Origin of the sequence: Arthrobacter echini (assembly GCF_004803505.1) — a bacterium.
Classification (GTDB): Bacteria; Actinomycetota; Actinomycetes; order Actinomycetales; family Micrococcaceae; genus Arthrobacter_D; species Arthrobacter_D echini.
Genome location: NZ_SSWH01000001.1, coordinates 418,332 through 439,336, shown reverse-complemented (window position 1 = coordinate 439,336; position 21,005 = coordinate 418,332). Strand labels below are relative to the sequence as shown.

Here is a 21,005-nt window from a genome sequence, read left to right as displayed (position 1 = left end):
AGGACAACGAGTAGGCACCCCCCTGGAGGTTTTTGTGAAGAAGAACGACCGCATCACCCATGAATTCGAGGACGTCGTTGCCGGAGTGAATGTCATCCGCGACTGGGCCACACCTCGCGTCGATGCAGCATACGAGTGGGCCCGGCCCCGTCTGGAGAAGGGGATCGAGACCGCAGGACCGGCTCTCCAGCAGACGTATCGCAAGGCAGCGGACGGGATCTCGGACGGGATCTCCACCGTCACTCCCAGGATCCAGGACGGCCTCGACAAGGTGGGACCGCGCATCTCACAGGTCATCGACGACACCACTCCGAAGATCCAGGGCACCCTGGACAAGGCGACTCCCGCGCTCAATTCCGCCAAGGCCAAGGTTGTGGACGGCTATCTTCCCGCCCTGTCCACGAAACTGGGCGAAGCGGCCGATACGGCGTCCCGGTCACTGGCAGGTGCCGATGTACCCCCGGCACTCGAGAAGACTGTGTCGAAGCTGACGGGCGACAAGAAGGCGGTCAAGAAGACACAGAAGCGACTCGCCGCCGCTGCGAAGCAGACGTCGAAGCAGCTCAAGAAGAACCAGAACCGCAGGTCCGGGAAGGGATGGCTGATCTTCGGTGTAATCGCAGCCGCGATCGTGGCAGCAGTCGCCGCCTGGAGGGCTTCCAAGCCGGTCGAGGATCCCTGGAAGACGCCCGCTCCGATCAAGGCGACACCCGCTCCGGTGTCCAGCGCGAAGTCGGAGGAAGCGAAGCAGGTGGTTGCCGACATCAAGGAAGCCGCCGACCGCGCCGCCGAGAAGACCAGCGACGCGAAGACCGGCGAGGCGAAGGGCAATGCGCCTGCGCAGTCGACGGATGATGCGAGCAAGAGCGCAACACCCAAGAGCGCAACACCGAACGATGTACCGGGGACCACCACGAACACCGCCAAGGACACCGGTTCGAAGACGGACGAGAATCGCGCCTGAACCTACCGCAGGTAGCTTGACGCGAAAGAACCCCCGGGACCTGTCCCGGGGGTTCTTTCGCGTCAGACGATCCGGGCGTGTCGGCCGGAGTCGGCTACTCTCCTCCGAGTGCCGGCGGGGGCGGAGCCGGAGCTTTGCCGGTGGACGGAGGTCGTCTGCCCCTGGAGCGTTGCTGGCCGCGGATCACCACGGCGAGACCGACGAGGATGAGCACCAGGCCCCCGTAGGTTCCGAGGGGCAGTGTTTCACCCAGGAAGATCGCCGCAAGAAGCGCAGCACCCGGGATCTCCAGCAGGATGATCATGGAGACGACCAGCGGGCTCATGACCGCGAGTAGATGGTTGAACACGGAGTGCCCCATGAGTTGTGCCAGGAGCGTGACCGCGAGGATGCCTGCCCAGGCGGCCGGCGTGAAACCGATGAGCGGCTGACGCGTCGTGACGCACAGGACCGCGAGTATGGCAGCGCACGCCCCGTAGCAGAGCGTGGTGTAGGTGCCCGTGGACATAGTCTTCCGTGCAGCTGCACCTGCCATCTGGTAGATCGCCGCCATCGCACCGCCCGCCAGCGCCAGGACGTCGCCGAGAAGCGCTTCGCGTGAGAGCGACAGATCGAATCCCGTGATGATCGTGACGCCGATCAGCGCCACGGCGAGCCCTGCCACCACCGCTATCTGCGGCCGGCGACCCAACAGGGAATCGAAGAGGGCGATCCACGCCACCTGCAGGCAGACCAGTGCCGTAGCTGCAGCGACGGACGTGAGCTTCAGCGCCGTGATGAAACACACGAAGTGGAGTGCGAGAGCCACCGCGGCAACGCTGAGCCGCCGGTAGTCAGCTGTGGTGAGAGCCATGATCTCGGCGCGCTTCGACACGACGGTCGGCACGGCCATGAGCCCCGCACCGAGCAGATTCCGCCAGAAGGCGATGGCGAGTACGGGCGCGGCAGTGGCGGCCATGATCGGGCCGGATGCCGAGACACCGATGACGCCGAGGATCGACAGGAAGATGGTCACCGGGCGAACCCCGTGCTCGTGATCCGCACCCTGCAGCTGCTCCTTAACTGTCGTAGGTCCCGGCCTCGGGCCGGGACCTACGTTCGGTGGAGGCACGGGGACTCGAACCCCGAACCCCCTGCTTGCAAAGCAGGTGCGCTACCAATTGCGCCATGCCCCCGAAGTGAAGAACTCGTTCCTGCAGTTCCCCTGCTACGCCACGGTGTCCGTCGCGTCGCTCCATACCTTCTTTTCCTTCACCGCACCCTGCCACCGCGTGTACACGAGAACACCTGCGGCGGCCGCTGCTGCCATGAGCAACTTCTTCACCACTGTCTCCTAACAGGTACCCGTGACTGCCGGATCCGTGGGCGTACCAGGACTTGAACCTGGGACCTCTTCGTTATCAGCGAAGCGCTCTAACCGCCTGAGCTATACGCCCCGATACCGCTACGGGCCAAGAAATGACTTTACCGTAGTGATTCTCGATTTCTCAAATCAGGCCGAACCGGCACTAGTCGTCGGTGAGAGTGACGCCGATGCCCCCCACCAGACTCGAGGCGATGTTGTAGAGCACTGCCGAGAGCACGGCGAGGGCCGTCAGCAGCACCACGTTCACAACAGCGATGATGGTGGCGAAGGAGAGAACCTGTGCCAGGGATGCGAACTGGCGCAGGTCGAAGCCGCCACTCTCCGAGCCCGCGATCTCGCTCAGGAGCTCGTTGACGCCGTCGAAGATACCCGTGAGATCCAGGACCGTCCAGATCACGAAGGAGGCGACCACGGTGACGATTCCCAGCGCTACCGAGAGCAGGAACGACATCTTCAGGACCGACCAGGGGTCCACCTTGCTCACGAGCAGGCGTGCCTTGCGTGCCTTCGCCTTCGGGGCCGGCTTGACCGGGCCGGGACGCGCCTGGGCGCCCGCCGTGGCCGGCCGCTGGGCCGGCCTGGGCGGATTCACGCGTGGCGTGGCTCCGGGTGTCTTCACTTGGCCGCCTGACGGCCGCGGATTGGTACTGCCCGAGCTCACTCGCTACCTCCGTGTTCCGGCGACCCAGCATCTGACTCAGTCACGTCTTCTGTCGACAACGGTACTTCATCACCGGAGAACTCCGCCGGATCGACCTCGTCGTCGACGACCGCGGCCATGACCTCGACATCCGGGCTGGCCTCGGAGGGATCGTCGACCAACCCTTCCTCCACCGCGACGCTGCGTTCACTGTTGCGGGCCACCGCGATGATCCGATCGGACTTGTCCGGCTTCGCGAAGATGACCCCCATGGTGTCTCGCCCCTTGGCGGGGACACCGGCCACGGCGGAGCGGACAACCTTGCCTCCACCCATGACCACGAGTACCTCGTCCTCCTCCTGGACCACGAGGGCGCCTACCAGATCACCCCGCTCCTCGGCCAGCTTGGCCACCTTGATACCCAGACCCCCGCGGCCCTGCACCCGATAGTCGTCCACCCTGGTGCGCTTCGCGAAGCCACCCTCGGTGACGATGAAGACGAACGAGTTGTCGGTGACCACCTTCGCCGCCAGCAACTCGTCATCGCTGCGGAACTTCATTCCGGTCACGCCCGAGGTCGCCCGCCCCATGGGGCGCAGCGCGTCGTCGTCGGCGGTGAAGCGGATGGACTGGCCCTTCCGCGAGACCAGCAGGATGTCGTCGGCGCTCGAGACCAGCTGGGCCGAGACGAGTTCGTCGTCGTCGCGGAGATTGATGGCGATCACGCCGGCGGTCCGGTTGGTGTCGTAGTCCTCCAGGCGTGTCTTCTTGACCAGTCCCCGCCTGGTCGCCAGAACCAGATACGGCGACTGCTGGTAGTCGCGCAGATCGAGAACCTGGGCGATCGTCTCGTCCGGCTGGAAGGCCAGCAGATTGGCCACGTGCTGGCCCTTCGCATCGCGTGCCGCCTCGACCAGTTCGTACGCCTTGGCCCGGTACACCCTGCCGAGGTTCGTGAAGAACAGCAGCCAGTGGTGCGTGGTGGTCACGAAGAAGTGCTCGACGACGTCGTCCCCGCGAAGCTGTGCTCCCTTGATCCCCTTACCGCCGCGCGCCTGCTGACGGTAGTTGTCGCTCCGCGTGCGCTTCACATAGCCGCCGCGGGTGATCGTGACGACCATCTCCTCCTCCGGGATCAGGTCCTCCATGCTCATGTCGCCGTCGTACCCCTGGAGGATCGTGGTGCGCCTGTCGTCGCCGAACTTCGCGACGATCTCTGCGAGTTCCGTACTCACGATGCCGCGCTGGACGTCCTCCGACGCGAGGATGCGGTGGAACTCGACGATCGTGGACTCCAGTTCGGCGTGGCGGTCCTGGATCTTCTGCCGCTCGAGTGCCGCCAGCCGGCGCAGCTGCATGTTGAGGATGGCGGTCGCCTGCAGCTCGTCGATGGAGAGCAGCGTGATCAGTCCGTCGCGGGCCTCCTCGGTGGTCGAGGACGCGCGGATCAGGGCGATGACCTCGTCGAGGGCATCCAGCGCCTTGAGGAGACCTCGGAGGATATGGGCCTCCTCCTCGGCCTTGCGCAGTCTGTAGCGCGTACGGCGCACGATGACCTCGAGCTGATGGGTCACCCAGTGCCTGATGAACGCGTCGAGGCTCAGCGTGCGGGGCACGTCGTCGACGATGGCCAGCATGTTGGCGCTGAAGTTGTCCTGCAGCTGTGTGTGCTTGTAGAGATTGTTGAGGACCACCTTGGCGATCGCATCCCGCTTGAGCACGATCACCAGGCGCTGACCCGTCCTGCCCGAGGTCTCGTCCCGGAGATCCGCGATACCGCTGATCTTTCCGTCCTTGACCAGCTCGGCGATCTTGACCGCGAGATTGTCCGGATTCGCCTGGTAGGGAAGTTCCGTGACGACGAGGCAGGTACGGTTCTGGATCTCCTCCACGTTGACCACCGCCCGCATCGTGATGGAACCGCGACCGGTCCGGTAGGCGTCCTCGATGCCACGGTGACCCAGGATCTGGGCACCGGTGGGGAAATCGGGACCCTTGATCCGGAGGATCAGTGCTTCGAGCAGCTCCTCCTTGGAGGCACCCGGGTTCTCCAGGTACCACTGGACGCCGTCGGCGACCTCCCGCAGATTGTGCGGCGGGATGTTGGTGGCCATTCCGACGGCGATGCCCGAGGACCCGTTGGCGAGCAGATTCGGGAAGCGCGAGGGCAGGATCGTCGGTTCCTGGTTCTTGCCGTCGTAGTTGTCCTGGAAGTCGACGGTCTCCTCGTCGATGTCCCGCACCATCTCCATCGCCAGGGGAGCCATCTTCGTCTCCGTGTAGCGCGGGGCCGCGGCGCCGTCGTTGCCCGGTGAACCGAAGTTGCCCTGCCCGAGTGCGAGCGGATAGCGCATCGTCCAGTCCTGGATGAGCCGGACCAGTGCATCGTAGATCGCGGAATCCCCATGCGGGTGGTACTGCCCCATGACCTCGCCCACCACGCGGGCACACTTGTTGAAGGACCGGTCGGGGCGGTAGCCGCCGTCGAACATCGCGTAGAGGACACGACGGTGTACGGGCTTGAGACCGTCGCGTACGTCGGGCAGCGCGCGTCCCACGATGACCGCCATGGCGTAGTCCAGGTAGGACCGCTGCATCTCCGTCTGCAGGTCCACCTGCTCCACGCGGTCCGTCAGGACCTCGCCGTCGATCGGTTCGTCCGGCCCGTTGCCGATGGTCTCGTCGCTCATGGATCAGTTCCGTTCGTCAGGATCGAATGCCCGGAGATGTTTTCGTAGCCGGGCGCTGGCTGCAGCGTGCCTCCGGAGGAGGCCGCGATGAACAGCCCTAGATGTCCAGGAAACGCACGTCCTTGGCGTTCTGCTGGATGAAGTTCCGGCGCGACTCGACGTCCTCGCCCATGAGCACGGAGAACACCTGGTCCGCTGCTGCGGCGTCGTCCATCGTCACCTGGAGCAGCGTGCGGTGATCCGGATCCATCGTGGTCTCCCACAGCTCCGTGTAGTCCATCTCACCCAGGCCCTTGTACCGCTGGATCCCGTTCTCCTTGGGGAGTCGCTGATTCCTCGCCAGACCCATCGTGATGACCTCGTCACGCTCACGATCACTGAACACGTAGTCGTGCTTCGCGTTGGACCACTTGATCCGGTACAGCGGTGGTTGCGCCAGATAGACGAAACCGTTCTCGATCAGCGGCCGCATGTAACGGAACAGGAGCGTGAGCAGCAGCGTGGTGATGTGCTGTCCGTCGACATCGGCATCGGCCATCAGGACGATCTTGTGGTACCGGGCCTTGTCGACGTCGAAGTCCTCGCCGATACCGGCACCGAAGGCCGTGATCATCGCCTGGACCTCGGCATTGCCCAGTGCACGGTCCAGGCGGGCCCGCTCGACATTGAGAATCTTCCCGCGCAGCGGCAGGATGGCCTGCGTCTCCGGATTCCGCCCGCGGACGGCCGACCCTCCCGCTGAGTCTCCCTCGACGATGTAGATCTCCGACCGCGCGGGATCCTTCGACTGGCAGTCCTTCAGCTTCCCCGGCATCCCGCCGGACTCGAGCAGACCCTTCCGACGCGTGGACTCCCGCGCCTTGCGAGCGGCGAGGCGAGCCTGGGACGCCTGGATCGATTTGCGGATGATGTCCCGCGCCGGGCCCGGATTGCGCTCGAGCCAGTCCCCGAGTCGGTCGGTCACCACGCGCTGCACGAAACCCTTCACCTCGGAATTGCCGAGCTTGGTCTTCGTCTGACCCTCGAACTGCGGCTCCGAGTGCTTCACGGAGATGACGGCGGTCAGGCCCTCGCGGATGTCGTCGCCCGTGAGATTCTCGTCCTTCTCCTTGATGATGTTCTTCTCACGCGCGTACCGGTTGATCAGGGTCGTCATGGCCGCGCGGAAACCTTCCTCGTGCGTTCCGCCCTCGTGCGTGTTGATCATGTTCGCATAGGTGTGGACGCTCTCCGAGTAGGCCGTGGTCCACTGCAGGGCGATCTCCACGGACATGGTTCGGTCGGGGGTCTCGGTCTCGAACACGATGACGTCGGGATGCACCACCTCCACACGCTTCGACGAGTTCAGATGGTGCACATAGTCCACCAGACCGTTCTCGTACAGGTACTCCACCTCGCGGTGCTTCGGCGCGGCATCCTCGTCCGTCTCGACGGCCACTTCGTCCTCCACCTCGTCGACGTGCTCATCGACGAAGGTGATGCGCAGGCCCTTGTTCAGGAAGGCCGTCTGCTGGAAGCGCGCCCGGAGCGTCTCGAAGTCGAACTCGGTGCTCTCGAAGATCGAATCATCCGGGTAGAACGTCTGTGTCGTCCCGGTATCGGTGGTTTCCTCACCCTTCCGGAGCTCTCCTACAGGCTTCCCACCATCGGCGAACGACTGGCGCCAGACGTGGCCCTGCCTTCTGACCTCCGTCTCGACCCGTTTCGACAGGGCATTGACCACGGAGATGCCCACCCCGTGCAGCCCTCCCGATACGGCGTATCCACCACCACCGAACTTCCCGCCGGCATGCAGGATGGTCATGACCACCTCAACCGTGGGCCGGCCCTCGGTGGGATGCATGTCGACGGGGATGCCGCGGCCGTTGTCGACCACGCGGACACCACCGTCGGCCTGCAGCGTGATGCTTATGTGGTCGCAGTAACCGGCGAGGGCTTCGTCGACCGAGTTGTCCACCACCTCATAGACGAGATGGTGCAGCCCGCGCGGGCCTGTGGATCCGATGTACATGCTGGGTCGCTTGCGTACGGCCTCGAGACCCTCGAGCACCGTGATCTCGCTGGCGCCGTATGCGCGCTCGGTCGTCGCCTCCAGGATCGGCGACTCGTCCTGGCCGATCAGCACATCGCTTGCATTCAACTCGTTCTCGTGTGGCACAGGCGCAGTCGGCTCCTCAACTGGAAAAGGCAGAATAATCTAGCCCTATTCTACCCTGTGCAAGGCTACAATCTCGCACGAACAACCACTGAGCGGCCGAAGAAGCCGGTTCAGAGCCGATACCAGGACCACTCATGAGGCCCGATACCACCGGAGCACATCCAGCTACGCTGAAGGCCGCCAGTGGACTGCGGCTCGTTCCGCCGGCTCCCGTCAGCCATAGGTGTCGCGTGGACCACGTCCACGCACGGATCGGCCGCCCTTTCGCCAACTCGGCGCAGCAGGCCCGATCACCGAGAGCTTCTTCACCACCCCGACGCCGAGCTCCGCCTCGAAGCGCTGGAGGACCTGGGGTGTGATGAGGCGCAACTGGGTGGCCCAGGCCGTCGAGTCGCAGCGCACCAGAACGGTGTCCGCATCGAAACTCTCCGGTACGCAGTGCGCCCCGATCTCTGCACCGACGATCTCGTGCCACCTCCCCAGAACCGCACCGATCGCCACCGGCGACCTCCACCCTCGTTCGGCGAGCATGCGGGAGAACACGTCACCAACACCTTCGGGATCACGCCCTGTATATGCCGAGTCCGGCATATTGCCTCGGCGAAATCCTTCTTTTCTGCTCCTGGAAGGAGATTCCCTAAGTGTTCCACGGGCCTGTGAAGCGTCCCGAAGTCTGTTCAACAGAGTGCGCGGGGCATCCCGATCCGCCTGATCGGGATGGTCCTCGTTCGGAGCCTGCTCAGGCACCTGTATCTCCGGGTGGGTACCGGACCGGGTCAGGATCGGGATCGGTCGCACGGCTTTGCTCGACACCTCCGGCAACTACCCGGATCTGGCGACCGACCAGGGATGCCGGTATGTCCTCCGTCACTGCGGCCGTGACCAGTACCTGTTCCGCCCTTGCCACGACGGAAGCCAGACGCGTTCTCCGCTCCACGTCGAGCTCGGCGAAGACGTCGTCGAGGATGAGCACCGGCTCCGATCCCGGAGTCTGGTCCTCCTCGAGCAGCAGGTGGTAGGACGCCAGTCGGAGTGCCAGAGCCATGGACCAGGTCTCCCCGTGGGAGGCGTACCCCTTCACCGGCACACTTCCCAGCATCAGGGTGAGTTCGTCGCGATGCGGTCCCACGAGTGAGACACCGCGCTCGAGCTCTTTCCTACGATGGAGCAGGAGAGCAGCACTGAACATCGCAGCGAGGTCGGACTCCTGGAGACCGGCCAATCCGTTCTCGACATGCGTCGTGCCGGCAACCGCGTCGTCGTACGACAGAGCGCTGGAGGACGAGATGCTGGAGGAGTAGGCGAGATCCACCGGTTTGGACCCATCCGTGAGGTGGTGGTAGGCGCTGACGACGAGGGGCCGCAGTTGCTCGACCAACCTGAGGCGTGCGGACACCAGACGCACTCCGGCCCCCACGAGATGCTGGTCCCAGACATCGAGCGTCGATTCGTGGGCCGTGGAGAACCTTCCGGCGGAGCGGGCAGATTTGAGCAGGGCGTTGCGTTGCTTCAGAACGCGTTCGTAGTCCGCACGGAGGGCGCTCTGGTGAGGTACCAACGACGCCATGACCTCGTCGAGGTAGCGACGCCGGAGCGAAGGATCACCCTTGACGAGCGATAGATCCTCCGGTGCGAAGAGGACCGTTCTGAGAATGCCCGCCGCATCTCGCGCCCTGACCGGGTTGGCCCTGTTGATACGTGCCCTGTTGGCCGATTCCGCGTTGATCTCGACCTCCAGACTGGTCCGCCGGGAACCACGGACCAGCCGCCCGCGGACGATCGCCCGTTCCTCAGCGAAACCGATCAGTGGCCTGTCGGTGCTGACGCGATGCGAGGAGAGTGTCGCCAGATAACCGATGGCCTCGACGATGTTGGTCTTCCCGACGCCGTTCGGACCGACGAAGACCGTGACGCCGGGCTCGATCGCGAGATCGAGTTGAGGATAGCTCCGGAACCCGGTGAGCGAGAGGTGCTCGACGTACACCGGTCACCGCTTACTCAGGGAGCTGACCGGAGGGCTTCACAGCATGGCCGCCGAACTGCTGGCGGAGTGCCGCCACCATCTTCATTGCCGGAGCGTCCGACTCCCGCGACGAGAAGCGGGCGAACAACGCGGCGGTGATGGCGGGAGCAGGGATGGAATTGGCGATCGCTTCCTCGACCGTCCAACGACCTTCGCCCGAATCCTCGACGTACCCGGCAATCTGCGACAGATCCGGATCCTCGTGGAGTGCCTTGACGAGGAGATCCAGCAACCACGACCGCACGACCGTGCCCTTCTGCCATGCCGCGAAGGTTCCTTCGACGTCCTTGACGATCTCCTTCGCCTCGAGCAGTTCGTACCCTTCGGCGTAGGACTGCATCAGTCCGTACTCGATCCCGTTGTGGACCATCTTCGCGTAGTGGCCGGCTCCTACGTCGCCCACGTGGACGAAGCTGTCGGCCCGATCCCCCTCGGGGCGCAGAGCGTCGAAGATCGGCATCGTCAGGGCGATGTCCTCCTTGCTGCCGCCGGCCATCAGACCGTATCCGTTCGACAGACCCCAGACACCACCGGAAACACCGCAATCGATGAATCGAATCTTCTTCTGGGCCAGCAGTGTTGCGTGGATCTGGTCGTCGGTGAACTTCGAATTGCCGCCGTCGATGACCAGATCTCCCTCGTCCAGGAGCTCCGAGAGTTCCTGGACGACGCCGTCGGTGATCTGTCCTGCAGGGACCATGACCCAGATGATGCGGGGAGCGGACAGCGCCGAGACGAGCTGTTCGAGGTCGGGAACATCGGTCACTTCAGGATTGCGGTCGAATCCGGTGACGTCGATGCCTCTTTCACGAAGCCGCCCCCTCATGTTGAAGCCCATTTTCCCGAGTCCGATGAGGCCGATGTGCATGTATTTCTCCTTGTGGGTCCAACGAATGGTCGGTTGATGCAGGTGAAGGTCGACGAACCCGCTATTGATTGGGAAGCCGCACCGGCATCAACAGGTATCTGTAGTCCCCGCGATCATCGCCGGTTGCCTCGTCCTGGGCCGAGATGACCGCCGGCTTGGGCGGTGAGGTGAAGGAGAATCGCACGTAGGGGCTGTTGAATGCGCCCAGACCCTCACCCAGGTACTGGGGATTGAACGCGACGGTGATGTCGTCGCCGTCGAGCATCGCCTCGATCACCTCGGAAGCCTGTGCGTCCTCGCCCGTTCCGGCATCGAGTGTCACCTGGCCCTCGGTGAAGGCCAGCCTCACAGGGGTGTTGCGTTCCGCGACGAGGGACACACGCCGTACCGCTTCGGCCAGCAGGGGCGTCTGCACCATGGCGTGGATCGGGGTGGTCTCGGGGAACAGCGACCGGATCTTCGGATAGTCGCCGTCGACCAGGAGTGACGTCGTGCGTCGGCCGCCGGACTCGAATCCGATGAGTTCGGAATCGGGTGAGAAGGCGATGTTGAGCTCGCCCGCGCCGCCGAGCGTTTTCGCGACCTCGTTGAGCGTCTTGGCTTTCACGAGCGCCGTTGTCGAGATTCCGGGGGTACTGGGTTTCCAGGAGACTTCCCGAAGCGCCAGACGGTACCGGTCCGTCGCGAGAAGCGTGATGAGATCGTCCTCGATCTCGAGACGGACCCCGGTGAGGATCGGCAGGGTGTCATCGCGGCTCGCGGCGATGATCACCTGCGACACGGCCTGTGCGAATGCTTCGCCGTCGACGACGCCGCTGACATCGGGCAGGCGCGGCAGTTCCGGGTACTCCGCCTCGGGCATGGTTGCCAGGTTGAAGCGGCTGTTCCGGCAGGTCAGCGTCACTTTGGAGCCATCCGTGGTGACCTCGACCGGGGCCGAGGGCAGGCTCCGGCAGATGTCGGCGAGGAGCCGACCCGAGACGAGAACGGTTCCTTCTTCCAGCACGTCCGCAGCGATCTCGAGGCGGGCGGATATCTCGTAGTCGAAGCTGGCCAGGCTCAGGGTTCCGCTTTCGGCCCTGATGAGCAGTCCGGCGAGGACAGGCACGGGTGGTCTCGGTGACAGCGAACGAGCGGTCCAGGACACAGCCTCTGCGAGTACATCCCGCTCAACCCTGAATTTCACGGAGCTGCGCCGCCTTTCGACTGATGGAGAACCGTCGGTGAGGGGCCGACAGCAGGAGTGGGCTGCATCCGCGTGCGAGTTCGGACACAACGAAGTACAACCCTACTGCGTGGGAGGGCGGTCGCACAGCGGATCCGGTAGGCCGGCGGTGTCGATGTTCTCGGTCGTGCGAGGTCGGGGCGGGTGGAGCAGAAGTGTTATCTGGAAATTCGTGAAGTTTAAAGGTTGGTGGTGTTAATAACTGCTGTGGATTCTGTGGATAACCGGGCTGACCGCCGGAGTCACGCTGTTCCTGCCTGTGGATAAGGTGTGCATCCGAGCACCCGGCGCCTACGGACCTCTGTGGAGAGATCTCGGGGTCTACTGGTCATCCACAGGCCTGAGGCCGGTTTTCCTCAGTTTGTGCGGGGGGTGGAGGGTAGTTATCCACAGAACGGTCCACAGGTGTCGATCACGGGGCGATGGACTGCCGATGCGTCATGCCTCGCGTTGCTTGTGTTTGATCCTGTTGGTGAGCTCGGTCACCTGATTGAAGATGGCACGTCGTTCCGCCATGAGTTCGCGGATCTTGCGGTCCGCATGGATCACGGTGGTGTGGTCACGACCGCCCAGCTCGAGGCCGATCTTCGGCAGCGACATGTCCGTCAGCTCGCGGCACAGATACATCGCGATCTGCCGGGCGGTCACGAGCGTCCTCGTCCTGGACTTGCTGCACAGTTCCTCGAGGCTGATCTGGAAGTAGTCCGCAGTCTGGGCCATGATCACCGTCGAGGTGATCTCCCGCGCCCCGTCGTCCGAGATCAGATCCTTGAGCACGATCTCCGCCAGGTTCACATCGACCTGCTGGCGATTCAGGCTGGCGAAGGCAGTGACCCGGATCAGAGCCCCCTCGAGTTCGCGGATGTTCGTGGCGATCTTCGAGGCGATGTACTCGAGTACGTCGTCGGGCGCGCTGAGGCTGTCGCTGATGGCTTTCTTCCGCAGGATCGCGATGCGGGTTTCCAGCTCGGGTGGCTGGATGTCCGTGAGCAGCCCCCACTCGAAGCGCGACCGCATGCGCTCCTCGAAGCCGATGAGCTGCTTGGGCGGCAGATCCGAGGTGATGACGACCTGCTTGCTGTGGTTGTGCAGGGCGTTGAAGGTGTGGAAGAACTCCTCCATGGTGCGGTCCTTACCGGAGAGGAACTGGATGTCGTCGATCAGGAGGATGTCCACGTTGCGATAGGTCTGCTTGAAGCTCGAACCCTCGTCGTCGCGGATCGAGTTGATGAAGTCGTTGGTGAACTCTTCGGAATTGACGTATCTCACGCGGATCCCCGTATACAGGTGTCGCGCATAGTGGCCGATCGCATGCAGGAGGTGGGTCTTCCCCAGACCCGAGTCACCGTAGATGAACAGCGGGTTGTAGGCCTTCGCGGGTGCTTCGGCGACTGCCACGGCCGCAGCATGTGCGAAGCGGTTCGACGAGCCGATCACGAAGGTGTCGAAGATGTACTTGGGATTCAGCCGGCCGAACTCGTGCGAGTTGCTCGGTGGTGTGGGCGACGGCTTCGTGTCGGTACGGGGCTCCGGGACGACGTCTTCGACAGCGGGTTCCGCCGGCTCATCGAGAGGCGTCAATTCGGGGTCGATCACGAAAGCACACTGGATGTCTTCCTGAAAGACGTCCTTGAGTGCTTCGTCGAGTGAGCCCTTGAGCTGGGTCTGCAGGACTTCGCGCGTCAGTTCGTTCGGCACTGCGATCAGCATCGTCGTACCGATGAGCCCCTGCGCCTGGGTGAGAACCATGAATCCCCGCTGTCGCGGGGTCACGCGATCATCCTGTTCGAGGGTTCGGATGACCTTGCGCCAGGAGCTCCCGACGTCGTTTATCTCGTCTGTACCCACGAAAGACCCCTCTTGACTGTGTTGCTCACACTTGAAAAGGTCCGTCATCCACAGAGTTGTGCACAGGTCGTGGATGATCGGACCATGGCCAAGACTAGAGGATGCAAAGTGCAGAAGATAGCGCAGTTCCGGGTCGGGGGGACGGTAGCTCCCGGAGAGCAGCAACTTCTCCTCAGTCCCGGACAGAGTCGGTCACGGCTAGTTGTCCACAGGCTGTGGGTGCGGTCGCCCACAGCCTGGAAGAGAGCGGTTTGACGCTTCCTGCGCGTATCCCCTAACGTTGTGCACTCCATCATGTCTGCATTCTGCGTGCCGTCCCGATGATGCCCCGGGTAACGGATCGGGGAAGGGACGAACACATCGGATGCCGGACGACCACCTTCACGCGTCGGTCTGTTCCCCTGTTCCTGTTGTAGCGGGCCGGACGCATCCCAAGATCGTTCTGGAGTAACTACAGTGAGCAAGCGGACTTTTCAGCCGAATAACCGCCGCCGTGCCAAGAAGCACGGTTTCCGTCTTCGCATGCGGACCCGAGCAGGACGTGCGATCCTCTCAGCTCGTCGCGGCAAGGGTCGCACCGAACTCTCGGCGTAAGGCGCCCCTGTCGGTCATGCATCCGATGGATGATCGTGTCGTCGCAGGATCCCTGAACCCGGCAGCGCGACGGATGCAGCCATGCTCCCGGTGATCCACCGGGTGCGCACAGCGGCAGATTTCACCCATACAGTACGTTCCGGTGCCCGGTCAGGGCGCCGGAACGTACTGCTGTACGGCGTCCGAACCGCATGCGCTTCTCCTTCGAGGGTGGGGTTCATCGTCGGGAAGGGCGTGGGGAACGCGGTGACCCGGAACCTCGTTAGACGAAGACTCCGTGAAGTGTCGGCGGAATGCCTGACCGCGCATCCCTACGGGTACGACTTCGTTGCCCGTGCCCTGCCCGCGGCGCAGACGAGTGACTGGTCGTCCCTGCGGGGGGACTTCACCAGTGCCCTGACCTCCGTGGTGCGCAAGCTCGAGCGCTCGGACGTAGCGCGAAGGAAAGGCGGAGTATCGTGAGAGACATCAGCGTCAGATCGCTGGGCTTCTTCTGGGGGCTTCCTCGACTGATGGTGATCGGAATGCTGATCGCATACCGAAAGGTCGTCTCTCCGTTGTACGGACCGGTGTGCCGGTTCTATCCCAGCTGCTCCGCCTACGCACTCGAGGCAGTGACGGTCCACGGAGCGGTACGTGGGATCGCGCTCGGCTCCCGGAGACTCGTACGGTGCAATCCCTGGAACGATGGCGGCGTGGATCCTGTGCCGGCCGGGTCCAGAAGTTTTCCACCGGGTAAGACGCCCTGGATCGTCGTTTTGAATCACCCGGTGATCCCGGCCGATGATGAAAGCCGCCCCGCGGCCTGAGGAGCTAACTGACTATGGGTTTTTTCGGAACGATTCTGGCACCCTTCAGGTGGCTGGTGTCGTGGATCATGTTCATGTTCCACGAGGGATTCACGTTCATCGGTATGAACCCGGCGTCCGGCTGGACATGGGTCCTGTCGATCGTCGGCCTGGTGGTCATCATCCGCGCCGCGCTGATCCCGGTCTTCGTGAAACAGATCAAGGCTCAGCGAGGAATGCAGGCACTGCAGCCCGATCTGCGAAAACTGCAGCAGAAGTACAAGGGCAAGACCGACCAGTTGTCCCGTCAGGCCATGACGCAGGAACAGATGGCGCTGTACAAGAAGCATGGGACGAACCCGTTCGCCGCCTGCCTTCCCATCATCATCCAGATGCCGTTCTTCTTCGCCCTCTTCAACGTTCTCAACGGGATCTCTCGGGCAAGCGCCGAAGGTGCGACCATCGGTGCCCTGTCGGTCGAGTCCGTCCGTCAGTTCGACAACGCGACGATCTTCGGAGCTCCGCTGTCGTCCACCTTCCTGGGCAGCTTCGGCGCCGGCGGCAACCTCAGCGTGATCATCCTGTCGCTGGTCATGATCCTGGCGATGACGGCGTCGCAGTTCATCACGCAGAAGCAGATCATGGCGAGGAACATGTCGGAGGAGGCACTGCAGAGCCCCTTCATGCGTCAGCAGAAGATCATGCTCTACATTCTTCCCCTGGTCTTCGGCATCGGCGGTATCAATTTCCCGATCGGTGTCCTGGTCTACTGGACCACGACGAATCTCTGGACGATGGTTCAGCAGTTCTACGTGATCCGCAAGATGCCTACCCCCGGATCACCCGCCGCCAAGGCTCTTGCAGAGCGTCGCGCGAAGAAGGGACTGCCGCCGGCTCCCCTGCTGGGCGAGCGGAAGGCCGAACCCGCCGTCGAATCCGCTCCGCCGGTGCGGGCCCAGCGTGTTCAGCCCCAGCGTAAGAAGAGGAAGAAGCGATGACCGCGGCACATGAAGAGCAGATGTCGGCGCCCGAAGAGCCGGGGGACGCCGACGAGACCGCGACCGAGGGCGAGGCGAAGGTCTCGAGGCTGGACGAGGAGGGGGACGTGGCGGCCGATTACCTCGAGGAACTGCTCGATATCGCGGACATCGACGGTGATATCGACATCGAGGTCCGGAACGGTCGGTCGTACCTCTCCATCGTCTCCGAGGACTCCTCCGATACCGGATTGAGCTCACTCGTCGGCAGGGACGGGGAGGTGCTCGAGGCACTGCAGGAGCTCACCCGGCTGAGTGTGCTCACTGCGACTGATTCACGTAGTCGCCTCGTGCTGGATGTGGACGGCTATCGCAGCCGGCGCGAGCGTGAGTTGACCGACATGGCTCAGGGCGCCGTGGACAAGGTCAGGAACTCCGGAAAAAACGTGGCGCTACCCCCTATGTCGGCCTACGAGCGGAAGATCGTGCACGACGTCGTCGCCGAACTGGGATTCTCGAGTGAGTCCGAGGGCGAGGGCCGGGGTCGGCACATCGTGATCTCCCCGAGTGATGACTGACGGCTCGGTCCATCCGTGCGGAGGCGTTCCGGCGCTGACGACGGTGGAGCAGCGCGCCGCCGCTGCAATGTTCGGTGAGCGGATGGAGCTCGCGCTCCGATTCGTGGAGCATCTGGCGACGTCGGGTATCGAACGGGGACTACTCGGACCGCGAGAAGTCCCGCGGCTGTGGGATCGGCATGTGCTCAATTGCGCCGTGGTCTCGGAGCTGATGACGGAGGGATCCGCCGTCGTCGACGTGGGAAGTGGAGCGGGACTGCCGGGGCTGGCGATCGCCATTGCTCGCGCCGATCTCCGACTTCACCTGGTGGAGCCCCTCGAGCGGCGTACCAGATGGTTGGCGGAAGTGATCGACGACCTCGGACTGGACAATGTCGAAGTGCATCGCGCCCGGGCGGAGCAGATGGCGGGCAAGATTGCCGGCGACTACTCCACTGCCCGGGCGGTATCCGCACTTCCCACGCTCGTGTCGTGGATGATTCCCCTGACCAGGGCCGGCGGAGAGGTGCTGGCCATCAAGGGACGTTCTGCGCAGGAGGAGATCGACAAGGCACGAGAAGTAGTCGCAAGACTCGGTGGCGGCGAGGCCCGACTCGTGTCTGCGGGGAACGAGGTACTCGCCACACCCACCACTGTCGTGCGCATCCCGGTCCTGTCCAGATAGGAATGAGCCGCGTATGGTCCGATGTCCTGCAAGGCCACATGTGCTCTTCCGGCTACCCTTGTAGATAACGAAGCCTGGCCCGTGAGAGTGAGTTTGTGAGTGACGATTGATGACGTCCCCCTGAAGAGCACCGGAACCAGTGCGGAACGGACGTATCTGGCGACGAATTCGACGACGAGAGATCGCGAGCGAAGCGTGATCGAGACCATGGACGACTCGTCCCCGCTGGGGCGTGAACTTGCGCGCGAGGCGAAGCGGCGGGAGAAGCTGGCGGGAAAGGCTCTTCCACGGCCCAAGAGCACCCGCATCATGACCGTGAGCAATCAGAAGGGCGGTGTGGGCAAGACGACGACGACGGTGAACATCGCCGCTGCCCTGGCCGGCGCGGGCTTGCAGGTACTGGTGATCGACATCGATCCTCAGGGCAATGCGTCGACGGCGCTGAACATCGACCACCACGCGGAGATAGCTTCCATCTACGACGTGCTGATCGACGACGTCCCGTTGAGTGAGGTGGTGGCACCGTGCCCTGATGTCGCCAACCTGATCTGCGCTCCGGCAACCATTCACCTCGCCGGCGCCGAGATCGAACTGGTTTCCCTTGTTGCTCGGGAACAACGGCTACGACGGGCGATCGAGGCCTACGCCAGGACACGTGAGACACGAGGAGAGCCGCGACTGGACTTCGTGCTCATCGACTGTCCACCCAGTCTCGGTCTTCTCACCGTCAACGCCTTCGTCGCTGCGAAGGAGGTGCTCATACCGATCCAGAGCGAGTACTACGCATTGGAGGGATTGAGCCAGCTTCTGAAGAACATCGAGATGATCCAGAAGCACCTGAATGCGGAGCTGATCGTATCGACGATCCTGCTCACGATGTATGACGGACGGACGAACCTTGCAGCGCAGGTCGCGGCGGAGGTGCGCGAGCACTTCCCGGATCAGGTTCTGAAGGCCGTCATTCCACGTTCGGTGCGGATCTCGGAGGCGCCGAGCTACCAGCAGACGGTCATGACCTATGACCCGTCCTCGAGCGGGGCGTTGTCCTACCAGGAAGCAGCGGTGGAGATCACCTCCCGCTCCTGAACCCGGCTGAAGAGGAGTGCCGGAGCCGTTGGAAGTACCGATCGATCTGATCCGAGGACTTGGAAGGTATGTGATGGTGGAAAAGCGGCGCGGTCTCGGACGAGGGCTTGGTGCTCTCATACCCAGTGCCCCTATGGAAGAGGTCCCCGAACCGGCACCGGAGAGAAAGCGCGGCGAGCAGGCTGGATCGTCCGCTGAAGGTACGACCGGCGCTCCGAGGCCGCAGGGAACACGTCCGGTCGACCTGTTCTTCGAGAGCGTGGGAGCCGATGTCGCCGATGATGCACCGCGATCGTACTCCTCGGCACTGAAAAGCGGTATCGACAAGAACGTTCGTGATGCACAAACGAAGAAGGTTGCGAAGTCCAAGGACCGCATCGACGCTGCGGCTGCAACGCTAGCGTATCCGGCACCTTCACCTAACGACGGTGACGACACCACGACCAGCAGTAGTGTTTCACGTGAAACTCGCCGGACATCTGCTGCGGCGGCAGCATCGAGTGGCTCCTCAGCGCGAGGACAGAGTGCACCGGAGCTGGTGGACGTACCGGGTGCGAGTTTCGCCGAAGTGGATCTGGCGGCGATTCGAGCGAACCGCCGGCAACCGCGGGTCGAGTTCGACGAGGACGAACTGAGTGAGCTCGTGCACTCGATACGTGAGGTCGGGGTCCTGCAACCGGTCGTGGTACGCCCGCTCGACGACGGCGGCCCTGTCGCGTACGAGCTGGTGATGGGAGAACGTCGCTGGCGCGCCTCCAAGGAGGCGGGTCTGACGAGGATTCCTGCCATCATCCGGTCCACGCTCGACGACGACCTGCTGCGCGACGCGCTCTTGGAAAATCTCCACAGGAGTGCGTTGAACCCGCTTGAGGAAGCCGCCGCCTACCAGCAGTTGCTGGACGACTTCAGTTGCTCCCACGAGGAACTCGCGGGTCGTCTCGGGCGGTCGCGTCCGCAGATATCCAACACACTTCGCCTGCTCCGACTGCCGCCGCTCGTACAGCGAAGGGTAGCGGCGGGCGTCCTGAGCGCAGGGCACTCGAGGGCGCTTCTTGGCCTGAGCGACCCGGCCGAAATGGAGCGGCTCGCACAGCGTATAGTCGCGGAAGGTCTCTCCGTGCGATCCACGGAGGAGATCGTTGCGATGAGTTCGGGGCTACGGCAGGCTCCCAAGGCCTCCAGGCCGGCCGCAACGGCTCGCCACGAGCGACTCGATTACTTGGCCACCTCCCTGTCCGATCGCCTGGATACGAATGTCAAGATCTCGCTGGGAGCCAAGAAAGGGCGCGTGAGCATCGAATTTGCTTCCGTCGACGATCTGAACCGGATCATCGGCGTCATCGCGCCGTCCGGAGACTAGCGCGCTTCGGATCCTTATTCAGTCCGGCGGGGCGATGACGCCGGCTGTGGTGCTCGCCCGCCTGCGTTCGGACTCTGATGACGGGTTCATCGGGTGGCAACGAGAACGAACAGTGTGTCCGAGCGTGTGATGTTCATGCCACGCCGCGGGCCTGCCCGGTGTGCCGCATATCGAGTGACGGGTAGGCTGATGACAGGACACCCAAAGAGCACCGTCATGTCTCTCCATCAACTTCGTGTCCTGGACTTCCAGGCTGTCGGCGTTCCATCGGCCCGGCACGATGGTTTCACGTGAAACGATGAACTGTCCTCAGCGCTATGAGAGCAGTAGCCGCCGTGACGTGCTGATGGGCGGGACCGGACCGTGTCACCAGGTGGGGTGAAACGGTAGCGTAGCGCTGTCGAGGTGTAGTAGGTAAAGCGGCTGGCGAAGTAGACGCCCGACTGAGCCGAGGGTCCGAGGCGGCGACGACCTGGATTCCCCACCTGTGGACTGCTCAACGGTCGTAGGATCGCGGGCCTGATGTGGCGAGGAATGAAGAGGGCACGCCACAGTCCACGTCGAGAGGCCGCAAGCGTTGAAGGACGCTCCCTTCCCGCGATGCTGACGTGCTCAGACGCTACAAAGATCGGCGTTCTCAGCCTGGCCGGTGGAGCCTGGGGGGTCCGCTCTGGCGATGAGCCGCGCACCTCATCACGGGCGGGGACTGCATGCCGCACCACCGGCAGGCACTGCTCGCCGCTTCCTGCCGCGAGTGCCACGCTGCTTCCGCGCTTGCGCTGGAATAGAGCGTCAGCGCTCTCCGGGCGGCGGGACGAGGGCGGGATGCCGACGGCGACTGACAGTTGTGACCGGGCCGGCGATGCAGTCCTGGTCGTCACGCGATGGGAATCGTGGCACATCGAGCGCAGTGCCGTGCACTGGAATTGCCTTCGTGTGTGCTCCTGCCAGCGGCCCGACCTGCACTCAACGTCTGCCCAACGACTGTTTCACGTGAAACGGCCGACACTGACAGCAAATGGTTCACATCGGCGCTCTTCCATGACCTGCATCAGCCCACTCGAGCCCTGCAGCTGGTCGGCATAGCTCCGGAATGTTGCCGCGTGGCTCCACGGCAAGGCAGTGCCATGTGACTGCGCTCCGCCCGTGCTGTGAAGATTCGGAGTCTGCGGCACG

General features: G+C 63.6%; 19 protein-coding genes and 2 tRNA genes. 9 read left to right on the top strand and 12 right to left on the bottom strand.

Annotation, left to right across the window (positions count from 1 at the left end; translation table 11 throughout):
- The first annotated feature begins 34 nt into the window (after positions 1-34).
- Positions 35-964 (top strand): hypothetical protein, encoded by a 930-nt coding sequence (locus E8P82_RS02135; protein WP_136452815.1) that lies wholly within the window; start codon positions 35-37, stop codon positions 962-964.
- Positions 965-1,058: 94 nt separating this feature from the next.
- Here E8P82_RS02135 and E8P82_RS02130 read toward each other — a convergent pair whose 3' ends face one another.
- From E8P82_RS02130 to dnaA, 12 genes are all read right to left on the bottom strand, one after another.
- Complete coding sequence (locus E8P82_RS02130) at positions 1,059-1,979, bottom strand: DMT family transporter (protein ID WP_136452814.1); 921 nt, start codon at positions 1,977-1,979, stop codon at positions 1,059-1,061.
- 87 nt (positions 1,980-2,066) lie between these two features.
- Positions 2,067-2,139: transfer RNA gene (locus E8P82_RS02125), tRNA-Ala, on the bottom strand.
- Positions 2,140-2,171: 32 nt separating this feature from the next.
- Positions 2,172-2,288 carry a DLW-39 family protein gene (locus E8P82_RS15130; protein ID WP_211096774.1) on the bottom strand — a complete coding sequence of 39 codons (117 nt, stop codon included), beginning with the start codon at positions 2,286-2,288 and terminating at the stop codon, positions 2,172-2,174.
- A 38-nt stretch (positions 2,289-2,326) separates the two neighbouring features.
- Positions 2,327-2,400: transfer RNA gene (locus E8P82_RS02120), tRNA-Ile, on the bottom strand.
- A gap of 72 nt (positions 2,401-2,472) precedes the next feature.
- Positions 2,473-2,949, bottom strand: coding sequence for a DUF3566 domain-containing protein (locus E8P82_RS02115; RefSeq protein WP_246020883.1), 477 nt, complete (start codon positions 2,947-2,949; stop codon positions 2,473-2,475).
- A gap of 38 nt (positions 2,950-2,987) precedes the next feature.
- Entirely contained in the window at positions 2,988-5,660 is a 2,673-nt protein-coding gene (gene gyrA / locus E8P82_RS02110) for a DNA gyrase subunit A (protein ID WP_136452812.1), read from the bottom strand.
- Positions 5,661-5,757: 97 nt separating this feature from the next.
- The gene (gene gyrB, locus E8P82_RS02105; protein WP_425455975.1) at positions 5,758-7,785 is read right to left on the bottom strand and encodes a DNA topoisomerase (ATP-hydrolyzing) subunit B; all 2,028 of its coding nucleotides are present in this window, start codon (positions 7,783-7,785) and stop codon (positions 5,758-5,760) included.
- Positions 7,786-8,031: 246 nt separating this feature from the next.
- Positions 8,032-8,361 (bottom strand): DciA family protein, encoded by a 330-nt coding sequence (locus E8P82_RS15440; protein ID WP_342773207.1) that lies wholly within the window; start codon positions 8,359-8,361, stop codon positions 8,032-8,034.
- 196 nt (positions 8,362-8,557) lie between these two features.
- Entirely contained in the window at positions 8,558-9,802 is a 1,245-nt protein-coding gene (recF, locus tag E8P82_RS02095) for a DNA replication/repair protein RecF (protein WP_136452810.1), read from the bottom strand.
- 10 nt (positions 9,803-9,812) lie between these two features.
- On the bottom strand, positions 9,813-10,709 hold the full coding sequence (gene gnd / locus E8P82_RS02090) for a phosphogluconate dehydrogenase (NAD(+)-dependent, decarboxylating) (protein WP_136452809.1): 897 nt from the start codon (positions 10,707-10,709) through the stop codon (positions 9,813-9,815).
- Positions 10,710-10,770: 61 nt separating this feature from the next.
- Positions 10,771-11,895, bottom strand: coding sequence for a DNA polymerase III subunit beta (gene dnaN, locus E8P82_RS02085; protein ID WP_136452808.1), 1,125 nt, complete (start codon positions 11,893-11,895; stop codon positions 10,771-10,773).
- A gap of 477 nt (positions 11,896-12,372) precedes the next feature.
- Entirely contained in the window at positions 12,373-13,782 is a 1,410-nt protein-coding gene (dnaA, locus tag E8P82_RS02080) for a chromosomal replication initiator protein DnaA (RefSeq protein ID WP_246020882.1), read from the bottom strand.
- A gap of 456 nt (positions 13,783-14,238) precedes the next feature.
- Here dnaA and rpmH point away from each other — a divergent pair, with 456 nt between their 5' ends.
- The 8 genes from rpmH to E8P82_RS02040 all read left to right on the top strand — a co-directional run bounded on the left by rpmH (position 14,239) and on the right by E8P82_RS02040 (position 19,829).
- Positions 14,239-14,376 carry a 50S ribosomal protein L34 gene (gene rpmH, locus E8P82_RS02075; protein ID WP_022892375.1) on the top strand — a complete coding sequence of 46 codons (138 nt, stop codon included), beginning with the start codon at positions 14,239-14,241 and terminating at the stop codon, positions 14,374-14,376.
- Between the two features lie 81 nt (positions 14,377-14,457).
- Positions 14,458-14,838: a ribonuclease P protein component gene (gene rnpA, locus E8P82_RS02070; protein ID WP_136452806.1), complete on the top strand. Its 381-nt coding sequence runs from the start codon at positions 14,458-14,460 to the stop codon at positions 14,836-14,838.
- Positions 14,832-15,185 (top strand): membrane protein insertion efficiency factor YidD, encoded by a 354-nt coding sequence (yidD, locus tag E8P82_RS02065; protein ID WP_425455974.1) that lies wholly within the window; start codon positions 14,832-14,834, stop codon positions 15,183-15,185. Before rnpA ends, yidD begins: the two co-directional genes overlap by 7 nt.
- 14 nt (positions 15,186-15,199) lie before the next feature.
- Positions 15,200-16,162 (top strand): membrane protein insertase YidC, encoded by a 963-nt coding sequence (gene yidC / locus E8P82_RS02060; RefSeq protein WP_136452805.1) that lies wholly within the window; start codon positions 15,200-15,202, stop codon positions 16,160-16,162.
- A complete protein-coding gene (locus tag E8P82_RS02055; protein ID WP_136452804.1) occupies positions 16,159-16,719 on the top strand; it encodes a Jag family protein in 561 nt (186 codons plus the stop codon). Before yidC ends, E8P82_RS02055 begins: the two co-directional genes overlap by 4 nt.
- Positions 16,712-17,383 carry a 16S rRNA (guanine(527)-N(7))-methyltransferase RsmG gene (gene rsmG, locus E8P82_RS02050; protein WP_136452803.1) on the top strand — a complete coding sequence of 224 codons (672 nt, stop codon included), beginning with the start codon at positions 16,712-16,714 and terminating at the stop codon, positions 17,381-17,383. The genes E8P82_RS02055 and rsmG overlap by 8 nt, the downstream gene beginning before the upstream one ends.
- A 207-nt stretch (positions 17,384-17,590) precedes the next feature.
- Complete coding sequence (locus E8P82_RS02045) at positions 17,591-18,469, top strand: ParA family protein (protein ID WP_136452905.1); 879 nt, start codon at positions 17,591-17,593, stop codon at positions 18,467-18,469.
- Positions 18,470-18,542: 73 nt separating this feature from the next.
- On the top strand, positions 18,543-19,829 hold the full coding sequence (locus tag E8P82_RS02040; protein WP_136452802.1) for a ParB/RepB/Spo0J family partition protein: 1,287 nt from the start codon (positions 18,543-18,545) through the stop codon (positions 19,827-19,829).
- Positions 19,830-21,005 lie beyond the last annotated feature (1,176 nt).